This is a genomic window from Methylacidiphilum sp. Yel, assembly GCF_004421185.1.
Lineage (GTDB): Bacteria > Verrucomicrobiota > Verrucomicrobiia > Methylacidiphilales > Methylacidiphilaceae > Methylacidiphilum.
The window spans coordinates 1-19981 of record NZ_LXQB01000063.1 but is presented as its reverse complement, the minus strand read 5'-3'; the positions used below and the strand labels follow the sequence as shown (position 1 = coordinate 19981).

Annotated in this window: 21 protein-coding genes and 1 tRNA gene; 7 read left to right on the top strand and 15 right to left on the bottom strand. The window is 39.5% G+C overall.

From position 1 onward, the window contains the following. The first annotated feature begins 176 nt into the window (after nucleotides 1–176). From A7Q09_RS08760 to A7Q09_RS08750, 3 genes are all read left to right on the top strand, one after another. Complete coding sequence (locus tag A7Q09_RS08760) at nucleotides 177–1631, top strand: HAMP domain-containing sensor histidine kinase (RefSeq protein ID WP_134391082.1); 1455 nt, start codon at nucleotides 177–179, stop codon at nucleotides 1629–1631. 4 nt (nucleotides 1632–1635) lie between these two features. Continuing rightward, nucleotides 1636–2970 (top strand): sigma-54 dependent transcriptional regulator, encoded by a 1335-nt coding sequence (locus A7Q09_RS08755; protein ID WP_134391081.1) that lies wholly within the window; start codon nucleotides 1636–1638, stop codon nucleotides 2968–2970. A 156-nt stretch (nucleotides 2971–3126) separates the two neighbouring features. Next, nucleotides 3127–3951 (top strand): hypothetical protein, encoded by an 825-nt coding sequence (locus tag A7Q09_RS08750; RefSeq protein WP_134391080.1) that lies wholly within the window; start codon nucleotides 3127–3129, stop codon nucleotides 3949–3951. Between the two features lie 252 nt (nucleotides 3952–4203). Here A7Q09_RS08750 and A7Q09_RS08745 read toward each other — a convergent pair. The 7 genes from A7Q09_RS08745 to A7Q09_RS08715 all read right to left on the bottom strand — a co-directional run bounded on the left by A7Q09_RS08745 (nucleotide 4204) and on the right by A7Q09_RS08715 (nucleotide 9674). Next, nucleotides 4204–4277, bottom strand: a tRNA-Met gene (locus A7Q09_RS08745). Between the two features lie 63 nt (nucleotides 4278–4340). After that, nucleotides 4341–4676 (bottom strand): thioredoxin, encoded by a 336-nt coding sequence (trxA, locus tag A7Q09_RS08740; protein WP_009058532.1) that lies wholly within the window; start codon nucleotides 4674–4676, stop codon nucleotides 4341–4343. Between the two features lie 14 nt (nucleotides 4677–4690). Next, on the bottom strand, nucleotides 4691–5548 hold the full coding sequence (locus A7Q09_RS08735) for a hypothetical protein (RefSeq protein WP_208526728.1): 858 nt from the start codon (nucleotides 5546–5548) through the stop codon (nucleotides 4691–4693). Nucleotides 5549–5617: 69 nt separating this feature from the next. Continuing rightward, nucleotides 5618–7528, bottom strand: a complete 1911-nt coding sequence (gene ftsH, locus A7Q09_RS08730) for an ATP-dependent zinc metalloprotease FtsH (RefSeq protein ID WP_134391078.1) — start codon at nucleotides 7526–7528, stop codon at nucleotides 5618–5620. 89 nt (nucleotides 7529–7617) lie between these two features. Beyond that, on the bottom strand, nucleotides 7618–8442 hold the full coding sequence (locus tag A7Q09_RS08725) for a uracil-DNA glycosylase family protein (RefSeq protein ID WP_134391077.1): 825 nt from the start codon (nucleotides 8440–8442) through the stop codon (nucleotides 7618–7620). Next, nucleotides 8399–9190, bottom strand: coding sequence for an RluA family pseudouridine synthase (locus A7Q09_RS08720; protein ID WP_244228624.1), 792 nt, complete (start codon nucleotides 9188–9190; stop codon nucleotides 8399–8401). The genes A7Q09_RS08725 and A7Q09_RS08720 overlap by 44 nt, the downstream gene beginning before the upstream one ends. Before the next feature lie 208 nt (nucleotides 9191–9398). Further along, nucleotides 9399–9674, bottom strand: coding sequence for a ferredoxin (locus A7Q09_RS08715; protein WP_009058526.1), 276 nt, complete (start codon nucleotides 9672–9674; stop codon nucleotides 9399–9401). A gap of 396 nt (nucleotides 9675–10070) precedes the next feature. On the opposite strand from A7Q09_RS08715, the gene bioD reads away from it, so the two are divergent. After that, nucleotides 10071–10715, top strand: a complete 645-nt coding sequence (gene bioD, locus A7Q09_RS08710; RefSeq protein WP_134391075.1) for a dethiobiotin synthase — start codon at nucleotides 10071–10073, stop codon at nucleotides 10713–10715. Here bioD and A7Q09_RS08705 read toward each other — a convergent pair. Beyond that, nucleotides 10679–12106 (bottom strand): TonB-dependent receptor, encoded by a 1428-nt coding sequence (locus A7Q09_RS08705; RefSeq protein ID WP_134391074.1) that lies wholly within the window; start codon nucleotides 12104–12106, stop codon nucleotides 10679–10681. The genes bioD and A7Q09_RS08705 overlap by 37 nt on opposite strands. A 103-nt stretch (nucleotides 12107–12209) precedes the next feature. On the opposite strand from A7Q09_RS08705, the gene pdxH reads away from it, so the two are divergent. Together pdxH and A7Q09_RS08695 are read left to right on the top strand one after the other, a co-directional pair. After that, complete coding sequence (gene pdxH / locus A7Q09_RS08700) at nucleotides 12210–12860, top strand: pyridoxamine 5'-phosphate oxidase (RefSeq protein ID WP_134391073.1); 651 nt, start codon at nucleotides 12210–12212, stop codon at nucleotides 12858–12860. Nucleotides 12861–13017: 157 nt separating this feature from the next. After that, the gene (locus A7Q09_RS08695) at nucleotides 13018–13491 is read left to right on the top strand and encodes a cytochrome c (RefSeq protein WP_134391072.1); all 474 of its coding nucleotides are present in this window, start codon (nucleotides 13018–13020) and stop codon (nucleotides 13489–13491) included. A gap of 263 nt (nucleotides 13492–13754) precedes the next feature. Here A7Q09_RS08695 and A7Q09_RS08690 read toward each other — a convergent pair whose 3' ends face one another. From A7Q09_RS08690 to A7Q09_RS08660, 7 genes are all read right to left on the bottom strand, one after another. Beyond that, complete coding sequence (locus A7Q09_RS08690) at nucleotides 13755–14498, bottom strand: hypothetical protein (protein ID WP_134391071.1); 744 nt, start codon at nucleotides 14496–14498, stop codon at nucleotides 13755–13757. A gap of 147 nt (nucleotides 14499–14645) precedes the next feature. Continuing rightward, nucleotides 14646–15968, bottom strand: a complete 1323-nt coding sequence (iscB, locus tag A7Q09_RS08685; RefSeq protein ID WP_208526727.1) for an RNA-guided endonuclease IscB — start codon at nucleotides 15966–15968, stop codon at nucleotides 14646–14648. Between the two features lie 292 nt (nucleotides 15969–16260). Next, entirely contained in the window at nucleotides 16261–16872 is a 612-nt protein-coding gene (locus tag A7Q09_RS08680) for a hypothetical protein (RefSeq protein ID WP_166791967.1), read from the bottom strand. A gap of 36 nt (nucleotides 16873–16908) precedes the next feature. Beyond that, nucleotides 16909–17583 (bottom strand): hypothetical protein, encoded by a 675-nt coding sequence (locus A7Q09_RS08675; RefSeq protein WP_134391069.1) that lies wholly within the window; start codon nucleotides 17581–17583, stop codon nucleotides 16909–16911. Beyond that, on the bottom strand, nucleotides 17537–18112 hold the full coding sequence (locus A7Q09_RS08670; protein ID WP_134391068.1) for a hypothetical protein: 576 nt from the start codon (nucleotides 18110–18112) through the stop codon (nucleotides 17537–17539). Before A7Q09_RS08670 ends, A7Q09_RS08675 begins: the two co-directional genes overlap by 47 nt. Beyond that, nucleotides 18109–18741, bottom strand: a complete 633-nt coding sequence (locus A7Q09_RS08665; RefSeq protein ID WP_134391067.1) for a hypothetical protein — start codon at nucleotides 18739–18741, stop codon at nucleotides 18109–18111. The genes A7Q09_RS08670 and A7Q09_RS08665 overlap by 4 nt, the downstream gene beginning before the upstream one ends. 30 nt (nucleotides 18742–18771) lie before the next feature. Then, a complete protein-coding gene (locus A7Q09_RS08660; protein WP_134391066.1) occupies nucleotides 18772–19170 on the bottom strand; it encodes a hypothetical protein in 399 nt (132 codons plus the stop codon). A 67-nt stretch (nucleotides 19171–19237) separates the two neighbouring features. Between A7Q09_RS08660 and A7Q09_RS08655 the strand changes: the two genes are divergently transcribed. After that, complete coding sequence (locus A7Q09_RS08655; protein ID WP_134391065.1) at nucleotides 19238–19786, top strand: hypothetical protein; 549 nt, start codon at nucleotides 19238–19240, stop codon at nucleotides 19784–19786. Nucleotides 19787–19981: the final 195 nt, after the last annotated feature.

Here is a 19981-nt window from a genome sequence, read left to right as displayed (position 1 = left end):
TGTGAAGCCGGTGGAGAAAAAAAGCTCTGGCCACCGTCGCATGACGATGGTAAAACTGTCCTCTGTGAAGCAGGAAGTTAGCTTTGTTCCTCTCTGAGCAGGAACGAGTAAGTCTGATGGAACGGAGAACTTTATTTGCTCCATTCTGAACCAATAGGTATATTGATTTTTCCTGTATGCTAATATTCCGCCGTTATCCTCTTTGGATAGGCCTTCTTCTCCTTTGGATTCTTTTAATCCTTCTAGGTATTACCTTTGGCATTTGTGGTCTTATTGCTTTGTTTTGGGGAGTTTCAGCCAGAATATCGATGGGCAAAAACATGGTTCGTAACGGAGCAATAAAAATAGAAGAAAATATCAAGTCTCTTTTCGAGTTGAAAGATTGGACAGAGGGAAATTCCTTTAATCTGGTTATTGCCAACTCTCTTTCGACATTTAATGGCGTGGAAGGTGGATTATGGGATGGTGAACAGGGTTTTATTGCCTACAGCTATCCAACCTATGAAGGTTCCTTAAAGCTCGATGTCCCTTCGGCAGAAAAGAATCGAATCGTAACTTTGGCATTGGAATCACTAAAAAAAAAGGAATCTCTATTGAAACAGTTCGACGGCAAAAGAGAAACTATACTCCTTTATGTTAGACCTTTAGAATCAAAGAAGGGGAAAACCGTTATATGGACAATGACTCGTGTGCCAATCCGTCTGGTATCAGACTACGAAAAATTAGCCGTTTTTTTATCTTTCTTGTTAATTTTTTCTCTTTTCCTTGGCATATTTGGGTTGCGGATCCTCCATGCTTGGTCAAAAGAAATCGCACGAATCGAACAAATCATTGCTACCACTCCTCCTGACCAAATCCCTTCTTTGGTTTCTACTGGTTTTGATGAATTGGACAAACTAGTAGCTACCTTAATTAATGCGAAGAAAAACCTCATTGCTGAAAAAAATAGAAAAGAAGAATTAATGCATAAACTGATAAAAAATGAGCGAATAGTCGCTTTGGGAAGAATGGCAGCTACGTTGGTTCATGAACTTCGCAACCCCCTAGCTACCATACAGCTTGAAGCTGAAAACGCTTTGGAAACAGATGGCACGATGAACAAAGAAGGCTTATATCGCATATTGGATCAAGTGGCTCGCATGGGCAAGTTGCTTGAAAGCATTGTTCTATTATCTCACGCTGGTGAAATTATGCCACAGCTAATCGATCTATCCGATTGGATTCAATCTCAGATCCAAAAATATGGGTTACTTGCAAACAAATGCGAAGTAGAGTTGAGAGTTGTTCCTTGTGAAGGAAATTGGGTTTTTGATCCCCAAAGTATGGCAAGAGCCTTTGAAAATCTTCTCCAAAATAGCCTAGAGCATACTCCAAAAGGAGGATGGATTGAAGTTGCTTTAGAAAGAAAAGACAATTCACTCTGTCTATCTGTTGAAGATTCAGGAAAGGGTATTGAGGAAGATCTTCTGGAGTCGATTTTCGAACCTTTTTTTACGAAGAAAAGCAGTGGTTTTGGTCTTGGACTTTCGATTGTAAAAGAGATTGTCGAAGCTCATAATGGACGGATAGAATATAAAAAGGGAAGGGAAGGAGGAGCTCGTTTCGAAATTTATTTACCAAGTAGTACTTAGGGTTATGGCTGATATTCTAATTGTAGACGACGACAACGCCTTTCGGTATGTTTTTTCCAAAACTATCCACTCTTTAGGATATTCCGTATTAGACACAGCGGACCCCAATAAAGTCATGGAATTGGCTAAAGATGTTGATCTTATTTTTCTAGATTTAAAATTAAAAGAGTATGATGGTCTCATACTGCTTGAAAAGCTATGTAGTTCTAGTCAACATCCCCCGGTTGTTATATTGACAGCTTTTTCAAGCAGTTTCAATACGATTGAAGCGATGAAAAGGGGGGCTTTTGACCATTTAAGTAAACCGATTAAAAGACAAGAGATTAAAGAAGTCATTGAAAGAGCCTTGAAAAGATCTTCCTTTTCCTCTTTTTCAATAAAACAGTTTGTTGAGCCTGAAGAGCTTATAGGGGAGAGTCTGCCGATGCGACGTGTTCAAAAAACCATTGGATTTGCTGCTGCTTCCGATTGTCCTGTCCTAGTAGTTGGAGAGACAGGTACAGGAAAAGAATTAGTTGCAAAAGCCATTCATCGGCACAGTTCGAGGGGAATGGGACCGTTTATAGCCGTCAATTGTGCTGCAATTCCAGAAACGCTTTTTGAAAGCGAATTTTTTGGTCATCTCAAAGGCTCCTTCACGGGTGCGCTACGAGATCGTAAAGGAAAATTTTTAGAAGCCTCTGGTGGCACCCTTTTCTTAGATGAGATTGCTGAAATGCCCCTAGCTATGCAAGCAAAGCTGTTGAGAGTCTTGTCAGAAAAAACCATAACTCCGATCGGTTCTGAAACGACCTATCCTGTTGATGTCCGCATCGTGGCCGCTACAAACAAAAATTTGTTGGATCTTGTCTCTATGGGAAAATTTCGGGAGGATCTGCTGTATCGTATTCAGGTTTTACAGATTGAACTTCCGGCTCTTCGAGAAAGAGGATCAGATGTTCTTTTGCTTGCTAATCATTTTCTTAAAAAACACTTTCCTGGTTCCTTTAAAAAATTAAGTGCAGCTGCAGAAAAAGTCGTTCTCGAATATGACTGGCCAGGAAATGTTCGCCAGCTTGAAAATGTGATTCGCCGGGCAGGAATTATTGCTAGAGGGCAGTCTATAGAGATAGAGGATCTTGGCATTCCTATGGAAAAAGAGACATTCGATGTGAGAGAGAAAGAGGATTTTTTACAATTGGATTTCTTTTCGGCCATTGCAAAGCTTGAAAAGCTTCTTATAGAAAAAGCTCTTGAAGAAAGTCAGGGCAATCGTACCGAGGCGGCACGTCGGTTAAAAATCCATCGCAGTTTGCTCTATCTTAAGATGAAAGAACATGGGATAGAAACATTGGAATAATCGACTGATTTTTGGACATTGGTTCAATCGACCGACTTCTTTCCGTACAACAGTCATTCTTTTCTAGCATATTGTTTACTTAGAAGAAGGGCTTGTTTTCTCTAAAACATCATAAGGTCAAAAAATTGGTATACAACTTGCTAAATCCAAAAGCCCATGAAAAACATCCTCGATTTACCTCTTGGATTTTCTCTTTTTCAATTTTTCATAAAATGGTGCTCCAACGGATTGGCTGACTGCTACTCCATTCTTGTGATAACCAAGAAAAAAGAAACTTTTGTTTGTATTTTATTTTTTCTTGCTTTCTTATTTTCATTCACGCCATTTCTTCGGTGCATTGGGCTAACTATTGGCGAAGATGAAGGAGTATTATTAAAAGAAAATCCTGATGAAAAAGAAAGAAAAGAGAACGAAAAGAAATTAAGCGGATTTTTTGTTGCAGGTTTTGTTGGGCCGCAATGGATCCGATCCTCAGGAGGACATATTGAAGGAGGAAATTCCAAAGTTATTTTGAATAATGATTTTAGTACCATTCTTTCTCCTACTTTTGGTTATTATTGGTACAATCCTGAAAAACTTGGTCATTTTAGTTTTACCCTTGAATTGACATCTGCTTATAATGGTTCATTGATTTCTGTTCATTCTGGACCCCATTCTTATACTGTTTCAACGGACACAGGTCTTGTCTTCCTTTTTGGAACTGTTGGTTATCGGCTTCGGCAGTGGGAACCTATTATTGGACTAGGGAGTGGAATTGGTATCTTGGCTCCACAGGGCTCAGGAATCCAAATTGTCCCAACCGCACTTATGGATGTGGGGATGCGTTATCATTGGACTGATAAGTGGTCACTGCGAATTGAGTCTTTTTTTGGATGGCTTGGATCTTCTAGAGACTATGTTGGGAATAGGGAAATTAGTTCCATTCAATATTTTTCAAATAATATTGTTGTGGGGATAGGTTATGCTTTGGGTAATTTCTAAGAGATTGCTTTTAGCTTGCTTGTTTTTTTATCGGCTTAGACTATTAGCGAAGCCTCAATGAAGGCAATGAAGAATCCAATGATTTTGGAAATGGCAAAAATAACAATAGTTCCTTGTAAATTGTAAAAGAAAAGGTGGGAAATCGTAACAGAGAGAAAAAAAACTCCTTAGAAATAATACAAAAAGGAAATCCAAAATAAGAAGGCCTAAAGAAAAAGAGAGCTGAATTGGAGAGCCATAATTAGAAAAAAATTGCGGGGGCTGGATTTGAACCAGCGACCTTCAGGTTATGAGCCTGACGAGCTACCAGGCTGCTCCACCCCGCGATTTCAAATATAATTGAAAAAAATTTCTCACACAAATCAAGAGGAAATTTATTCTGTAAATCCTCAAGACATTTCGGCATCCTTTATTTTATTAAGGATCTGGTTTTTCGAAGTAACTCCAATTTGTTTCCCTTTGATCTGACCTCCTTTAAAGATTAGAAGGGTTGGTATGGATTGAATTGAATATTGATAAGCTAAATTAGGTTCTTGATCCACATTTACTTTGACGAATTTAGTTTTACCATCAAGCTCTTTAGCCAACTCATCAAGGACTGGACTTAGCATATGACAAGGACCACACCACTCAGCCCAAAAATCAACAACAACAACTTGGGGAGATTTTATAACTTCATTTTCAAATTCTTTTGAGGTTATACTTTTTATTAATTGTGAGGCCATTGTGTTTACTCCTTTTAAAATATATCATAATATGCTAATACAAAATAGGTGGCTGTCAAAAGACTCACAAGAGCAGATAATCCTAAAACAACCCAATTTGGCATTCCTATATTGGCGCTTTTTTTCTCCTTTTCTTCTTTTTGAGATTCTTTTCTTCTTTCCCCCTCTGGCTTTTTGGGTAAAGTCTGTTGTTCCTTCTTTTTATCCTGTCTTAATTGATTCTCCCCATTACCAGTAGATTGCATTTCATGAGGCTTAATAGAATCCGTAATAAAAGAAGTAAATGAGGATGAGTTTTCCGGCGTCGTAGAAAATTCTTTTTTTCCTGGTTGAGAAGTTTCTATAGGAGACAACTGTCTAGATTTCAATGAAGGAGAGATGCCAACATTAACATCTTGTTTGAAAGAAAAGGAAAAAGGTTCTTCTTTTTTTTTCTCTTTTTCCTCGGGTTTGTGAAACGAAAAAGGGGCATTGGGTTTTTGAAAGGGCTGCTGAGGAAGGGGATTAAGAGGAAAATTTCCTACTTTGAAAGAAGGCTTACCAAGCTCTGGATTTCTGTTCAACTCGCTAGGCTCGCTAGAAACTTTTTGGAAAGGACTGGGTGGTTGTGCCATTTGTTGAGAAAAGAAATAACCTGGAGGAAAGGGTAAGGGACTATGTAAAGAAGACTTTGGGATAAAAGGAACATGAAAATGGATGAAAGAACTTGTGCCAACGGATTCTGAATGAGGAGTATGAGGACTTTTTATAGGAAAAGAGGTAGAAGAGTGAGGAACCGAACTAGAAGAATGCGGAATGGGTTGATTCTCTTTGGTCTCTATTGGATCGTTTGAGCTTGGCTTGCGGAAAGGAAAGTTCAAGGCCATAGGCATAGAGTGACATTTCTCCCCTAATTGGTCAAATGAAAAAAATGAATCAAGTACTTTAGGATTTATTAGTAACTAAGAGCTGTTTAGAAAGGAAGAAGAGACCCCTTCTTGATTTTTCACCTTCTCTAAAATACTTTTAAACTCTTCACCACTGAGAGTTTCTTTTGCCAACAGAATTGTTGTGACTTCTTGTAATTCTTTAAGGTGGTGCTGTAAAATAGACTTCGCCTTTTCATAATTTTCTTCAAGAATCTTTTCTATTTCTAATTCGATAATGCGGGCTGTTTCGTTGCTACATTCCTTCAGATAGGAACTATCAAGTCCTCCAAAGAGTGGTTGTGGGGGCACATAATGAGCAAGCCCTGATTTTTCTCCCATTCCATATAAACACACCATTTGTCGAGCAATCGTTGTCGCTACTTCTAGATCATTTTCAGCTCCAGTTGTAACATCCTTATATATCAATTCTTCAGCGGCTCTTCCGCCCATGGCTACACAAATCCGATCAAGCAGTTCAGATTTGCTCAACAGATATTGCTGAGAGGCAGGAAGTTGTAAAGTATAACCAAGAGCAGCTCTGCCTCTAGGGACAATGCTAATCTTTCTTACTGGTTCAGCGTGCTCTAAATAAAAGGCAACAAGAGCATGACCCACTTCATGATAAGCAACTCTTTCCCTTTCTTTTTCAGAAATTACGCGACTTTTTCTTTCCGGGCCTGCAATTACTTTCTCCATAGCTTCAAAAAGGTCCTTTTGTTCAATGCACGTGGATTTTCTTCTTGCAGCTAGAAGAGCTGCCTCGTTAAGGAGATTGGCCAGATCAGCTCCTGAAAAACCCATGGTAGCCTGAGCGATTTCTTTGAAATCGATGTCTGAGGATAAAGGTTTTCCTTTGGCATGAACTTTCAGAATTGCTTCTCTCCCATTGGCATCTGGCAGATCAACGACAACCTGTCTATCAAAACGGCCTGGACGCAAAAGAGCACGATCAAGAATTTCCGGCCTATTTGTTGCAGCAAGAACAATTATTCCCTCGTTTGGATCGAAACCATCCATTTCAACAAGGAGTTGATTTAAAGTCTGTTCATGTTCATCCGATCCAACTTGAATTCTTATGCCTCTTTGTCTCCCAATGGCATCCAACTCGTCAATAAAAATTATACAAGGGGCTTTGGCTTTGGCTTGCCCAAAAAGATCTCGAACACGCGCTGCACCAACACCCACAAACATTTCTACAAATTCACTACCACTAATAGAAAAAAAAGGCACTTTAGCCTCTCCGGCAACCGCTTTAGCTAGCAATGTTTTACCCGTTCCAGGCGGCCCTACAAGCAATACTCCCTTGGGAATTTTTGCTCCAAGGGCCTTATATCGGGAAGGGTTTTTTAAAAAATCTACAACTTCTTGCAGCTCATACTTCGCTTCATCACATCCTGCCACATCTGCAAATGTTACCCCTGTGCTTTCATCTACTAAGAGTCTCGCTCGGCTTTTCCCTATATTCAGCAGGGAATAACCGGCTCCGCCTCCTCCAACAAACCTGGCAAGAGCAAACCAGACCAGAAAAAAAATAAGGATAGGTACGACCCAGGAAAAAAGAATTTGTGATAGTAAACTAGGTTTGACGCTCCCATAGACAACTCCTGCAGCCTGCAATCGTTTTACTAAATCAGGATCATCAACTCTTACCGTTGAAAAAAGCCCGATTTTTGGTGGTTTCCCTTTTTCTTCTGGTTTTGAAATCAGCATTTTTCCATAGATTTCATCTGGGGTAATTTTGCATTCGATTATTTCTTTTTGATTTAGTTTGTTGAGAAATTCACTGTAAGGAATGGTCGAAACTGTTGCCTTCTGAAGGCTCTCTTGCCATAACCATACAAGAAAAAGAGCAATTCCAATCTGAACAAGAAACCTTAGGTAAGGGAAGGGGGGTTCGGGTTCTTTTTTTGTGGGAAAGTTTTTTTTGGGAGGAGAAAGTTTCATTGCTTGAGTTGATTTAACGGAACTACATGAAGCATTTTGGAAAATATAAAATCTAAAAAGAAACTAATAAAGAAGTAATTCAAAAGGTTTTAAGAAAGAAAATAATTCTTTTGTTTTTCAGAAATAGGCATCTGGAGTTTGCTCATCACTGCCAGCATATCTTCCCAAACTTTTCTTTTATTTGCAAGAGAAGGGTTGTGAAGCAAATAGGAAGGATGATACGTAGCTATTAAGAAAGCTCCATTAAAATCGATAAATTTTCCTCTAACTTCGCTAATTTTTATGCCTATTTTTCCAGTCAATCCTTCATAAGCCGTAGCCCCAAGAGCAACAATCACCTTCGGATTAATTAACCGTATTTGAGATAACAAATAGGGTAGGCAGGTAGCCATTTCTTCAGGAGTTGGTTTTCGATTTCCTTTTTGGCCTTTAGGGATGTCAGGTCGACATTTTAAGACATTCGCTATATAGACTTGATCGCGACTTAATCCCATAGCTTTGATCATCTTTGTCAAAAGCTGACCTGCTGGACCAACAAAAGGTTCTCCCTGTTGGTCTTCTTCTGCTCCAGGGGCCTCACCAACAAACATCAATTTACTCAAAGGATTTCCTGAGCCAAAGACAGTCTGAGTACGGAACGCCACAAGATGCTGGCAATATTGACAATTTTCTACCTTTTTTTTTAAAAGGTTGAGCTCTTGATCCACTTTTTCCTTTGGCGTTATCTTCTGATAGCTGGTATTGAGAGAGGAAGATAAATCCGATAGCTTGTTTGTCTTCGATGCTTCTATGGATTGTTCGGTCTCTTTTTTTAAAGTCCTTGGGAAAGAGAGATGGGTATAACCAAGGCTTTGAAGGATTTCAAGATACTTATAGATCAACGGCTTGATCTTTCCATGGTTGATTTTTTCCATAAAAGAATTCTAATGCCTCTTTAAAATCTTGAGGGAGAGGAGCAAAAATTTCGACAATTTTTTCCTTTTTCGGATGCAAAAACTTTAATCCATAGGAATGAAGCAACATTGGAAATGGATATTTTCTAACGCCTTTCCCATACAATGGATCACCAATAATAGGATACCCAAGATGGGCGAGGTGAACCCTGATTTGATGGGTTCTTCCAGAAATAGGCCGACACTTCAGCATAGAAGCTTCTGAAGAAGCATAAAGAAGAGAAAATTGAGTTTCTGATTCCTTCCCTTTTGTCAAATGAACGGACATTTTTTTTCTATTTGTAGAATGCCTTTGGATATTCGATTTATAAGTAAAGGATTGATAAGGAAATCTGTTTTTGCATAAGCAGATATAGGTTTTTGTTATCTTTCTTGTAGAAAACTGCCAAAGAAGTGCTTTTAGAGCCTCTTCTGTTTTTGCAATAACCATTACTCCAGAGGTATCTTTGTCTAATCTATGGACGATTCCAGGGCGATGAAGAGCAACACTAGGTAAAGAATGACCATAGTGGAAAAGTAGGCCGTTGACTATAGTCCCTGACCAGTGACCACATCCAGGATGGACGACTATACCTCTTTGTTTATTAATAACTATAACTTCTTCATCCTCAAAAAGAATGTCTAGAGGGATATTCTCAGGGCGAGGAGAAAAGGTATTATCATTCTCTTCGGCATCAAGGATTTCAATTTCTTCTCCGCCACGAATCAAATAAGAAGGTTCAATGGGGGTACCATTTTTAAAACGAAGTGTCCCATTTAATATTTTTTTTTAATCTTGTTTCTCGATATTTTTAAAATCGAAGCTAAAAAAGTATCTATTCTTTGTCCCGCTCCTTTTTCCATCTCGACTTTTGAAACAGACTGTTGTCGAATTTCCCCCATAAAACCTTCAGAAGAGCAATTTAAATGGAATATTTTTAAGATTCAGTCGACCTTCCTACTTCTACCTCCATGACATCGAGGTCTCCGTCATCTCCAATGGCTTCAACAGGGCAGCCTTCTTTAGCTTCCCTGCATTGTTCTTCTTCTTCTGGTGTCTGAGGCTGCTTGTAAACATAGGAATGGCCACCGTCATCGTTTCTTTTGAAATTGGCAGGGGCCGTCTCCCTGCATAAATCACAATCTATACATTGCGTATCGACGTAATATTTTCCAAAAACGTTTCCTGGATATTTATTATTTCTATCAGCCATTTTAACCTCTATTATTCTCTACTTTCTATTTATACTTAATGTACTATTCCCGTCAAGCCTCAATAACGGTGACGAGATTTTTACGCCCCGATCTTTGCGAGGACCTCCATCACTCCACAGTCCCTGGATAGCCTTCGCTCCAATCCGTTTTCACAGACGTCAATATTTTTAAAACAATTTTACATTATGTCAAAGAGATATTAAAAAACAGTATCTTGTAACAGAACCATTCTATGTCTTTTGGAAAATAGTTCCTCTATTTAGAAAACTGTATATGGAGATCAAAAAGAGAGACATAAGAAAAGGATGAAAAAAGAGATTTTTTTTTTCACTTTTATTAGATAAATCTTTAGGCAATTCTTAAAAGTGAATTAAAAGAAAACCCATTTTTTAACAATGACTGTTTTTATAACAGGGACAGATACTGGGGTAGGAAAAACAGCCTTTAGCTATGAGCTTGTGAAATATTGGAGAGAAAAAGGATACAATGCCATTGGCTTAAAACCTATTTCTACTGGTGGAAGAGAGGATGCTATAAGACTTTGGGAAGCATCCGACAGAAGAACCAGTTTGGACAACCTTAATCCATTTTATTTTTCTGAGCCTATGGCGCCTGCGATTGCTGCAGAGCTAGAAGGAAAATTCATCCATCTTATGGACGTGCAAAAAGCGATTGCTCACATGATGGAGAGCTTTAGTCATGTTGTTATTGAAGGGATAGGTGGATGGCTGACCCCTATTTCACGAAAATGGCTTTTAAGAGACCTCGTTCAAATCCTCCACTGTTCTGTTGTTATTGTTGCGCATACCCGACTCGGATATCTTAACCATACATTTCTTACAATCGAAAACATCCTGGCCGCAGATGTTTCTATCAAGGGCCTTGTATTGAACCAATATGCTTCTTTGGGCGTTGTTCCAATGGCGATAGAACTCATTGAAACAAGATATAAAATCCCAATAGCCCTAATAGATGATTTTGGAAAAAGTCCTTTTCGTTGTCCTCAATGGTTAGAAGATGCTTCCTCTAATTCTTTGTAACCGAAATACTTTTTTTCACGAATAATTTCTACTACTCTTATTGGTACCAATTCTTTCCACCGGGGGTCTCCTGACTTAATATATTCTGTAACTTCCTTTGGAGAAAAAGATTTAAGGGGTGGATTAATGGGATGCAAGGGGATCAAATGATTCGATTCCAGTAGATAATTGTAGATATGTTTGATTGGACCTTTTATCTCCAGATTTTCGGCAGTTATAAGTTTGGAGGTTTGAGGATCAAACGTAGGATAGACATAAAGTTTGATTTTTTTTTTAAAAAGTCTACCCATGGCTTCCAGAATACCTCCTTCGACATATGAATAGTATTTTTCGTTAAAAAGTTCTTGAAGAAGAGGGATTCCCAGAACCAGACCAATGAGATTTTTGGTAAAACGGTTCAAATAAGTCGAAATTTCATAGAATTCAGCGTAATTTGAAATTAGAACATGTTGTTTTAATGCACAGAGGAGTTCAATTCTTTGGATAAAATTTTCTTTATCGATCGTGCCCATTTCGGTTAAAAGATTGCGGGTAGTAATCTCCATTATTTCTAGTTTGGCGGCATCGGCAATTTCTGGTTCCTGTAGAAATTTGGCTCTGGCCACTTCCATCATTTCCATATTGAGATTTGTCACAGGTTCAAACCTTCCTCTTTCAATCAATATAGCTTTTTTATAGAGAAGATCCGAAGGCTGAACAGCTTTTCCATTAGGTGTAAACAGAATTACTGGAGTGAGCCCAGAAACTAGGAGTTGTAAGTTCAACAATCTTAAGTCAATTTTTTCGAATAAATGCCCAGAGGTATCGATTAAATCGATTTCAATTTTCCCTGGGGCAATATTATCCATCAACGATTCTATAAAAAGCACTAGATCTTGATTGTAATAGAAAGCTCCATAGATCAAATTGACTCCCAAAATCCCGAGTGTTTCTTGCTGTTGTAGCCGTTCCTGCTCAAGAAATCGAACATGAATGATAACATCATTCCATTTTCCCATTGGATTGTCTTGAAATCTAATTCCCATCCAACCATGACAATCCATTCGCTGTTGATATCCCTGAATGGTAACGGTATCAGCAAAGACAAAAAATTGTGTGTTTTTTCCTCGCTTAACCTCCAGTCTGTCGATCAAAAGGTCATATTCATGGTCTAGCATTCTTGAGAGCCTTTCTTGACAGACGTATCTTTCAGTAGGCCCATATATGGCATCACTGACTGTCATGTCATAAGCAGAAATGCTTTTAGCAACCGTTCCAGCAGCTCCTCCAACTTTGAAAAACCAGCGGACCACTTCTTGCCCACCACCAATTTCAGCAAACGTTCCATATTTTTGGGAATCAAGATTGATTTGTAGTGCTTTTTGATGGGTGGTTAAGGTTGATTTGTCCATGAGATAAAATAATCTACTCGCTTGTAGGGAAATTCAAAAACTATTGCGAGTATTGTCTTCTTGTATTTCTGCCACTTGTCATATTCAAGAAAAAATCGTAGATATGAGAATCATGTACCTTAAAGAAAAACAAAGAGACTATTTTGGAACAGCTCTCTCAATAGAAGAATTAGATGCAAATCCCTTGCGACAGTTCATCAAATGGTACGAGGTCGCCCTAGAAACCGAACCCTTTGAACCAAACGCCGTGGCGTTAGCTACTTCAACCAATCAAGGGGAAACTAAAGTTCGCTTTGTTTTAATCAAAGCAATTGATGAGAAAGGCTTTCTTTTTTTTACAAACTACTCTAGTATCAAAGGCAAACATCTTGAAGAAAATCCAAAAGCCTCTTTTGCTTGTTATTGGCCAACCCTTTATAGACAAATTTGCGTCAGTGGCACCTGTGAAAAGACTAGCTATGAATTGTCCCTTCGTTATTTCCAAACGCGACCTTTCTTAAGCCAAATTGCTGCATATACTTCTCCACAAAGTCAACCCATTCCAACTGATAGAACATACATGGAAACTCTTTTCGATCAAAATAGAGCCAAATACGCATCCCTAACCGTTCCTATGCCTGACAACTGGGGAGGATATCGATTGATTCCAGAAAAAATAGAATTTTGGCAAGGCAGAGAAAATCGTTTCCATGACCGTTTTCTTTATTCCAAAGAAGCTTCCGGCCAATGGAAAATTGAACGATTGGCTCCTTAGCAGTTTATAATAAAAAGAAACTTTATTTTATGATTGACAAAAATTTTTATCTTAAGTTCTTCTATGAGAAAGAACTTTAACAATAAATCTATATGGATAAGTAAAATCCATATGGATAAGTAAAACAAGTTAACTAACTTAAAGGGCATTACTCTATATGAAAAGAAAATTTCACAAAGCTATTGTTCTAGGAATTTCTTCTCTTTTTTTCTCATCTTCTCTTTTTGCTCAAGATATAATGAAAGACGGAAAGAAGTTTTATGAAATGAATTGTGCTGCTTGCCATCAACCAACGGGTACTGGTGTTCCTGGGGTTTATCCACCTTTAGCCGGAACAAAAATCGTTAATGGGGGCTCAAAAAGAGTTGTTGCTATTATTTTAAATGGCTTGCAAGGGCCCTTTAAGGTCGATGGCACTCAATACAACGGAGTGATGCAACCCTGGAAAGCCATATTATCCGACGATCGGATAGCTGCGGTGGCAACCTACATTAGACAATCATGGGGTAACAAAGGAACTCCTGTAACAGTCGAACAGGTCAAAGCTGCTAGAGAAGAATATAAAGGTCGAACAGCTCCTTTGAGTGAAGCAGATGTTAATGCTATTCCTGATGAGGATATAAAGCCTTAAAAACAATTGTGTGGAGAAGAGTAATGTTTCGTCGGAAGCAAGCATAAAGAGTGGGGTAGTGCGGGTTGAATCTCTAAGCCCTTGTTAAAAACTAGGGCTTTTGTAATGTGAAAAATAGAAATGATAGAATGAACTGAAGTCTCTGAATTCTGAAAGATATAAAGAACGTTTGCTTCCGTCAGTTTGGGTTTTAAAAACTCTGATCTCTATGACCGCCAAAAGTCAGAGTACCTTTTTTTCTTTTCTCATCCAATCTGTTTTATCTATCTGTACCACGCATACCATTCTACTTTAAATTTCTCGTCGATTTTCCAAACATTTTTAAATTGCCACCGTACTTTTCCTTTTTCTAATCGATACCCTTTCGGATATATAGAGAAAAAACTCCCATAGATCCATTGCATATAGAAAGAAGAATTTGTTTTACCAATTCCTGGTATTGATCGAGCAATCCCTGAAAGATCAAAAGTAAATGAAATTTCATCGAAGGGTGAGGAGCCACTACCAGTAACTCCAACATTGTTTATATACTCGAAAGAATCTTTAGTAGCAGAGGTAGCCAATACAAGAAATTCAGCCTGCAAAAAGGTTGTCACTGTTTTGTTTTTAGGCCAATAGATATCTGCTGCCCAATAATATTGACAATTATGTTTTGTTTTTACATAGAACCAATTCCACTGACTGATCTGTCTTCGACTAATAGGAACAGTGACTCCATCAACCCAATATTTCATCCATAAAGCTGAAAATCTTGGGTCTTCTTCAAAAATTGGAACATTTTTTTCCCAATGCTCGTAATCATGGGTATGCACCTTGTATTGTTGAGTAAAAATCACATGAGCTTGTAAAGTTCCAGGTTGGTTTGGATTAGGTAAAAGAATAAGTTGAGCGTAACTGTCCAATCGACTCTTATGAAAAGCTCTTTCTAAGGTCTGCTCAAAGGCTTTGCAACAAAAACATAAAAAAAATAAAGAAATTAAAGATAGAGTCTTCTTTTGAACAATCATTAAAAAGAATATTTTCCATATTTTACGATTTTCTTCTCTGCTCTTTTGGATTCATCCAGTTGTGCGGGAAACTCCGGCATTCATGCCGGGGAGGGATAGCGCGGCGGCATAAGCCGCCCCAGTTCCCTCCGTCTCCTTTGTCCAATGCTATCTTGGTCCACGAATACCCATATCCATCTGCACGCCCGACCAAGGTAGAGAATCAGTGCTTGCCTTCCCTTGCACCAGCCCATTACCGGTCTGGACTTCAAAACTTCCACTGGCACGGATGGCAACACGGCCAAGGTAGATGCCAACTTTCTTCCCGGTTCTGCCCACGGCCCCTATCAGCTCGCCGGTCTGAAACCCGAAGGAGCTTTTGCTTCTGGTCAGGTATACGTGCGGGAAGCCGTACTTCGTGAGGCGTGTGCGCTGATACCTGCCGCGCTCCATGGCCTGCACCTGTAATACCGGCTGCTTCCAGCACTCCACAGCGTCCACATGCCCCACACAGGCCGCGTCCAGGCAGTGGGTCTTGGGAATACTGAGCCGATACCGATTCCACTTCGTCCGGCCACCACTGGCGACTTCGACCTCCAGGCCCCTCGCCTTGAGTCTCTGAAACAATGCCCACCCGCTGCTATTCACCGCTGCATCATCCCGCAACGGAGACTTGGCCTTGGCCATTATCTTTTGGGCAGGTTCCGGCGCTTTTACTAAGAATTGCTCCAGGGGCTGATTCCCCTTGCGCTGATTGCAGGGGTGAGAAGTGAGCGTGAGATTGCTCAGGCGGTCGCTGCCGCCCTTTGAGCAGGGATGGATATGATCAATCTCCAGCGGTAATCCAGTGGCGTCACAATAAGCGCACTTGCGGCCCCACTTCTCCAGCATATACTCCCGCACTTCGTAGCCAAACAAGCTGCCTTGCTGGTACTCCGTTCTGGAGATTTCGGGATGCTTCAGGGCCAAAGTGTCGAACCGCACCAGTTCCTGCGATAAGGCGGTAATCGGCCTAAGACGACCGATCCGTGTCACCCACCCCAGCACTGTATCCACCCGATGCCGCAAACTTGGTGCAAGCCAGCCTTTTGGCTTGCTCCGGTTATCGAACCGTGACGGACGATAGCGCAGGTTCCCACGCCGCCGCCGTCGAAACGCCCGCCGCCTGGCCAGCGCATCCCAGATAGCCTCTCCTCGATGCTGCCATTCCAGCAGCATGTGCACGGGGATGGCACGGACGATTTCGCTGGTGCTTGCATCCACTGTCTCTTTTCCCCGCACCCACACCATGCCGGTAGCCTTACTGCCAGGGTCCAGCTTCAATCGCAGAGGCTGCAAGGCGGAATCTTCCACCCTGCGGTCCACCGGAGGGATGGTAAAGGGCACCATCCGGTCAAAGCAGGCACCTCCGCGCTCCAGTAGCATCCACGCCCGCTTCTCCGAGCACGGCATCAGAGCCTTCTTCCTTTTGTCCAAAACGAATACCACCATTTTTCTCCTAAGTCCTTAGGGGCCTTGTAAGGCCGCCTTGCGGATATTGCCCCGCGCAGCGGTCTCCCCTCGGGAAGGTCTGCAACCGGCTCACACCTTGCGGTGTCGGTGAGAACCTTCGGACCTTTGCCTTTGCCCAGCATGATTCCCACCTTCCAGTGTCCGGGACTGAGGAAGCATCCCGGAGTGGGTCTTAACGACCTGTTGCAAACGGAGCGGACTGACTACCGCTTTCCCTGGTCAACCCAGCCTGACTCACAAGCTCCGCCCTTCAGGGCTGAATAGTTGACTTTTATTTTAAGAGTTTAAGTTTTTTATTTTCTTGCTTTGATTTCACTGCTGCCAAAGGTCCTTTTGGTCTGTTTGATTTGATGCTGTGTGAAAGATCATGAGGAGTTGCATGCAATTTAGCTTTAAAGACTCTATTGTTTTCAACTGATTTAAGAGCATCCACGCTTCGCTTCTTTTTCTGAGTATAAAGAGAAGGCAAAGAATTTTTCATGCCACTTTCTTCTCTTTTAACTTCAAATATCTTTTCTTTTGTCAAAAGCTTGTACCCATTAGCCTGTGAGGCTGTTTTAGCCATTAAAATAGGATCGGTAGCATAAAAAACTGCACTCACTCTACCTTCCACTGATTTTTTGGGGATGTAATTGCATTTTGCTCGTTGAGCCATCACCATAAGAAAATCGTTTAGAGTCATGTCAAAAATCACATATGGTTTATCATCATCCAGAGAATCATTTTGCAGCATTTCCTCTCCAGAGGTTAAATCTCTTTTTTTAAATCCTATATCGATATCCAAAGCATTGGAAGAAAATGATGATTCTTGTAGCTCTTGAGCAAGACAAAGGGAGAGATAAAAACAGGAAATCACAAAAAAACCAAGCCTAGCTCTATTCATGTTGTTGAAAAATATTAGAAAAATGAGCATTAAGGGTTATCTTTTTAAAGAATTATAAATCTGAATCTCCCCATAGACACCATTTTCATCCATCACTACCCTTGGCCAAGGAATTCTTACTTCAACTCCTGCTTGATCTTGCAGAATAAGAGCAGTGCTTTCGATAGAAAGAACTTTAATTTTTTGCAATTGATTTAAGGTTCTTAATAAAAACACATCCCCAGGATGAAACACTCGGTTTCCAATAATAACTTCCTTGCCTTCTTGAAATCCTCGAATTGGTATACTTGAAGCAAGATCAGCAAGGGAATCCTTTGGATTATCCATTGAGGATCCAGTTAAAAATGTTCCTTGAACAGGAAGGCCAAAAGCATCAATGCCATTCGCAGGGAGAGGAACAGGTTTTCTGGAAGTCAATTTTCTGGAAGTCAAAGAAGAAAGATTTGAATGGGAAATTTCATCACAGAATTGATCGTATTGCAAGTCATATGACTCGATAGGATCAGTTTTCCTTATTAGCATTTTTCCTTCATCTAGTGTTTTTGCTAATAAGAGGATAAGAGCTCCTAAAGGCATTAAAAATATTAAGGGATGAACTGACAAAAAACGCCAAATAGGTAGAGGAAATTTAGGAATCCAGGATTGAGTGCCAGTGAGCTCTTGATTATTTTTTAAGAGAAGGAAAAGGCGAAAGAAGCTGAATTTTCTCATTGGTTTTCTCCATGGGTTTTAATGGATTCATTTTTGATTGTGATTGTTCAAAGCTATTGCGTTTGTAAATGAATTCACAGGTTAGAGCCCCAGCATTCTGATGAATAGAAGGAGGAGCTAGAACAATCGATACTGGAGTAAAATCGGGGAGTTCATCGAAGCAAAATTCTAAAAACTGAACTACAGCTCCAGATCTCGCTTCGGCTCTAATGCCAATCCCCATAGGGTCATGAAAAATGCTTAATAGCCTAAAATCGTTTCTTTGCCTTTGAAATCGAGACAGGACATCAATCAATATGGCTTCTGTGTTTTGCTTTACCCTTGATTCATACCATATTTTTGAATTTCTAGCTTTTTTTTCTTGTGTAACAACCCTCTGAATATAATTTTGTGCTTGTTCATATTCCTTTTCCATATTCAGCTTTTTGCTTGTTTTCTGTTGAAGATAACTAACGAGTAATTCTGAAAAAAACCAAGCCAGACCCAATAGACAAATAAAAAAAGAAACTCTCAGAATGAAATTTTTCATCGCAGATCTTCTTTAGAAAGAAAGCAAGTCAAAGTCGCTCTTATTTGCTCCTTTTTTTCTTTGGGTAGTTCAATATTGGAAAATTCAAATTTTACTTTTTTCCCCACACTCTTTTCAAAAGCCAGAGAAACAAGAGCACAGTAAAAACCCAAAGTTTCTATACTATTTGGTTCTTCAGAATGAACCTTCAGAATGCACCTAATCCTATGAGAAGTATCAAGCAATTCCATATGGAATTGCTCAATCTGTAGTCCAGGAACATCTGAAAAACAGACAGCAGCTACAAGATTGGCTGGATTGATTTCGTTAATAATCTCTTTGTGAAATCGATTAGTCCACAAAAGCAGCTTTTCAATGTTTTCTTTTTCACGTAGAATCTTTTCTTCTTCTTTGAAATTGGCCTTCCAAGGATAATTTTTTAAAATCGGAAAGATTAGAATAATCCGATACAAAAAGATCGTTGACAAAATAATTACAAATAAGTAACCGACAATATTTTCGATTCTTTTCCATCTATTATTTTTCGTTCCGATCGAAGTGGTGGTTTTGTTCTGTTCTTTTCTTATGGAAAGCAAAAAATTATTTTCTTTAGTTTTATTCTCCATGTCTATTGGCTTCATTTGATTCATTTTTGTTGTAAGGCGATCTGTTTTAATTCTTCAATTTTTGGGTAAATAGAGATTGCTTAAGGTAAGCCAATATTTTCCTTCTGAATAAAAAACGACACCGGTTGCTGGAACAAAAGAGGATTTGGAATTTAATCGGAGAGCCTCCACAATATATCTAGGTGGCAATGTTTGGGGAAAAACTCTTTTGGCTCGAAACTCGGTTCCTATCGGTAAAAGAATTCTCTTTGCATAGACAAGCGGACTTGAAAGCATAAAACCTTCTTTCGATGGGACAACTCTTAATTGGGAGGCAGAAAGCAGATAATCGATTTTTTGGCATTCTATGTTTTGAGGAAAACTCGACAAATAAGAAGACTGAATAGAGCATCCTGTATAAAAGAGATTGAAGAGAAAAAATAAACCCAATCGATTAATAGTAATTTTTCCCATCTCTTTTTTATTAGGTCAGTTCAAATTGAAAAATGGCCGACCTATTTAATAAAAAGAAAATTTTGTAATGGAAAAAAAATATATTCTTTCTAATAAATCAGATAAATGCTCCCTCTTTCAAAGATGGCTTATTAGTGGTTTTGAATTAGCTTTGCTTTTTTCTCTTTGTGCCAAGATTTTCAATAGAGTAACATTACTTTTAGTTTTTCCTTTCTGTTATTTCTGTTGGTGTGTTTTCTGGGAATGGAAAATTCAAAGTCGACCTTTCCATTGGATCATGGGACAAAAGATTATGGCAGAAAATAAAATGGATTTGAAACGTGCTGTTTATCGAGGTGTATTGCGATTATTTTTTCCTTTTGTTTTTTTAGGATTTTCAAAAGTAAGCTTACTGGATCTATTAAGTCGATGTCGATGGAGCAAAACCAGGTTCATTTTGAAAACTGACATCTATTTAAAATCTGTCTCAAAAATGATTTTGCTTTTCTACTTTGCTCTAAACTATTCTGCAGCTTATGGGAAAAAATGTCTCATGTCATTTCTATTGGCTATTTCCTGCTTCCTCCATCGACACCGCCCTTGCAAAACGAAAAATTCACAACCTTCAAGTTCATAAAAGTCGCTGTCCTCTTACAAGAGGAGCGCACTACAATTGAATAACTTATCTACTCATTTTGTTCATCGTTTGGCGTTTGACATCCTCCCCATGCCTAAAGGCAGGGGATTCCTGGAGATAACTGACCAGATTTAGCCAGGGCAAGCTCTCCGATGAGGGTGTTGAGGTTTTGATAGACCCTGACACTCTCATCGG

What these genes read in the sequence shown, in the direction of transcription:
- trxA (WP_009058532.1), bottom strand. Translation starts at nt 4,676, where the DNA reads ATGGCCTCACAATTAATAAAAAGTATAACCTCAAAAGAATTTGAAAAT.
- A7Q09_RS08755 (WP_134391081.1), top strand. Translation starts at nt 1,636, where the DNA reads ATGGCTGATATTCTAATTGTAGACGACGACAACGCCTTTCGGTATGTT.
- A7Q09_RS08665 (WP_134391067.1), bottom strand. Translation starts at nt 18,741, where the DNA reads ATGAATCAAATGAAGCCAATAGACATGGAGAATAAAACTAAAGAAAAT.
- A7Q09_RS08750 (WP_134391080.1), top strand. Translation starts at nt 3,127, where the DNA reads ATGAAAAACATCCTCGATTTACCTCTTGGATTTTCTCTTTTTCAATTT.
- A7Q09_RS08655 (WP_134391065.1), top strand. Translation starts at nt 19,238, where the DNA reads ATGGAAAAAAAATATATTCTTTCTAATAAATCAGATAAATGCTCCCTC.
- A7Q09_RS08735 (WP_208526728.1), bottom strand. Translation starts at nt 5,548, where the DNA reads ATGCCTATGGCCTTGAACTTTCCTTTCCGCAAGCCAAGCTCAAACGAT.
- A7Q09_RS08675 (WP_134391069.1), bottom strand. Translation starts at nt 17,583, where the DNA reads ATGAGAAAATTCAGCTTCTTTCGCCTTTTCCTTCTCTTAAAAAATAAT.
- pdxH (WP_134391073.1), top strand. Translation starts at nt 12,210, where the DNA reads ATGAGAATCATGTACCTTAAAGAAAAACAAAGAGACTATTTTGGAACA.
- A7Q09_RS08715 (WP_009058526.1), bottom strand. Translation starts at nt 9,674, where the DNA reads ATGGCTGATAGAAATAATAAATATCCAGGAAACGTTTTTGGAAAATAT.
- ftsH (WP_134391078.1), bottom strand. Translation starts at nt 7,528, where the DNA reads ATGAAACTTTCTCCTCCCAAAAAAAACTTTCCCACAAAAAAAGAACCC.
- A7Q09_RS08695 (WP_134391072.1), top strand. Translation starts at nt 13,018, where the DNA reads ATGAAAAGAAAATTTCACAAAGCTATTGTTCTAGGAATTTCTTCTCTT.
- A7Q09_RS08705 (WP_134391074.1), bottom strand. Translation starts at nt 12,106, where the DNA reads ATGGACAAATCAACCTTAACCACCCATCAAAAAGCACTACAAATCAAT.
- A7Q09_RS08725 (WP_134391077.1), bottom strand. Translation starts at nt 8,442, where the DNA reads ATGGAAAAAATCAACCATGGAAAGATCAAGCCGTTGATCTATAAGTAT.
- A7Q09_RS08660 (WP_134391066.1), bottom strand. Translation starts at nt 19,170, where the DNA reads ATGGGAAAAATTACTATTAATCGATTGGGTTTATTTTTTCTCTTCAAT.
- iscB (WP_208526727.1), bottom strand. Translation starts at nt 15,968, where the DNA reads ATGGTGGTATTCGTTTTGGACAAAAGGAAGAAGGCTCTGATGCCGTGC.
- A7Q09_RS08680 (WP_166791967.1), bottom strand. Translation starts at nt 16,872, where the DNA reads ATGAATAGAGCTAGGCTTGGTTTTTTTGTGATTTCCTGTTTTTATCTC.
- A7Q09_RS08670 (WP_134391068.1), bottom strand. Translation starts at nt 18,112, where the DNA reads ATGAAAAATTTCATTCTGAGAGTTTCTTTTTTTATTTGTCTATTGGGT.
- bioD (WP_134391075.1), top strand. Translation starts at nt 10,071, where the DNA reads ATGACTGTTTTTATAACAGGGACAGATACTGGGGTAGGAAAAACAGCC.
- A7Q09_RS08760 (WP_134391082.1), top strand. Translation starts at nt 177, where the DNA reads ATGCTAATATTCCGCCGTTATCCTCTTTGGATAGGCCTTCTTCTCCTT.
- A7Q09_RS08690 (WP_134391071.1), bottom strand. Translation starts at nt 14,498, where the DNA reads ATGATTGTTCAAAAGAAGACTCTATCTTTAATTTCTTTATTTTTTTTA.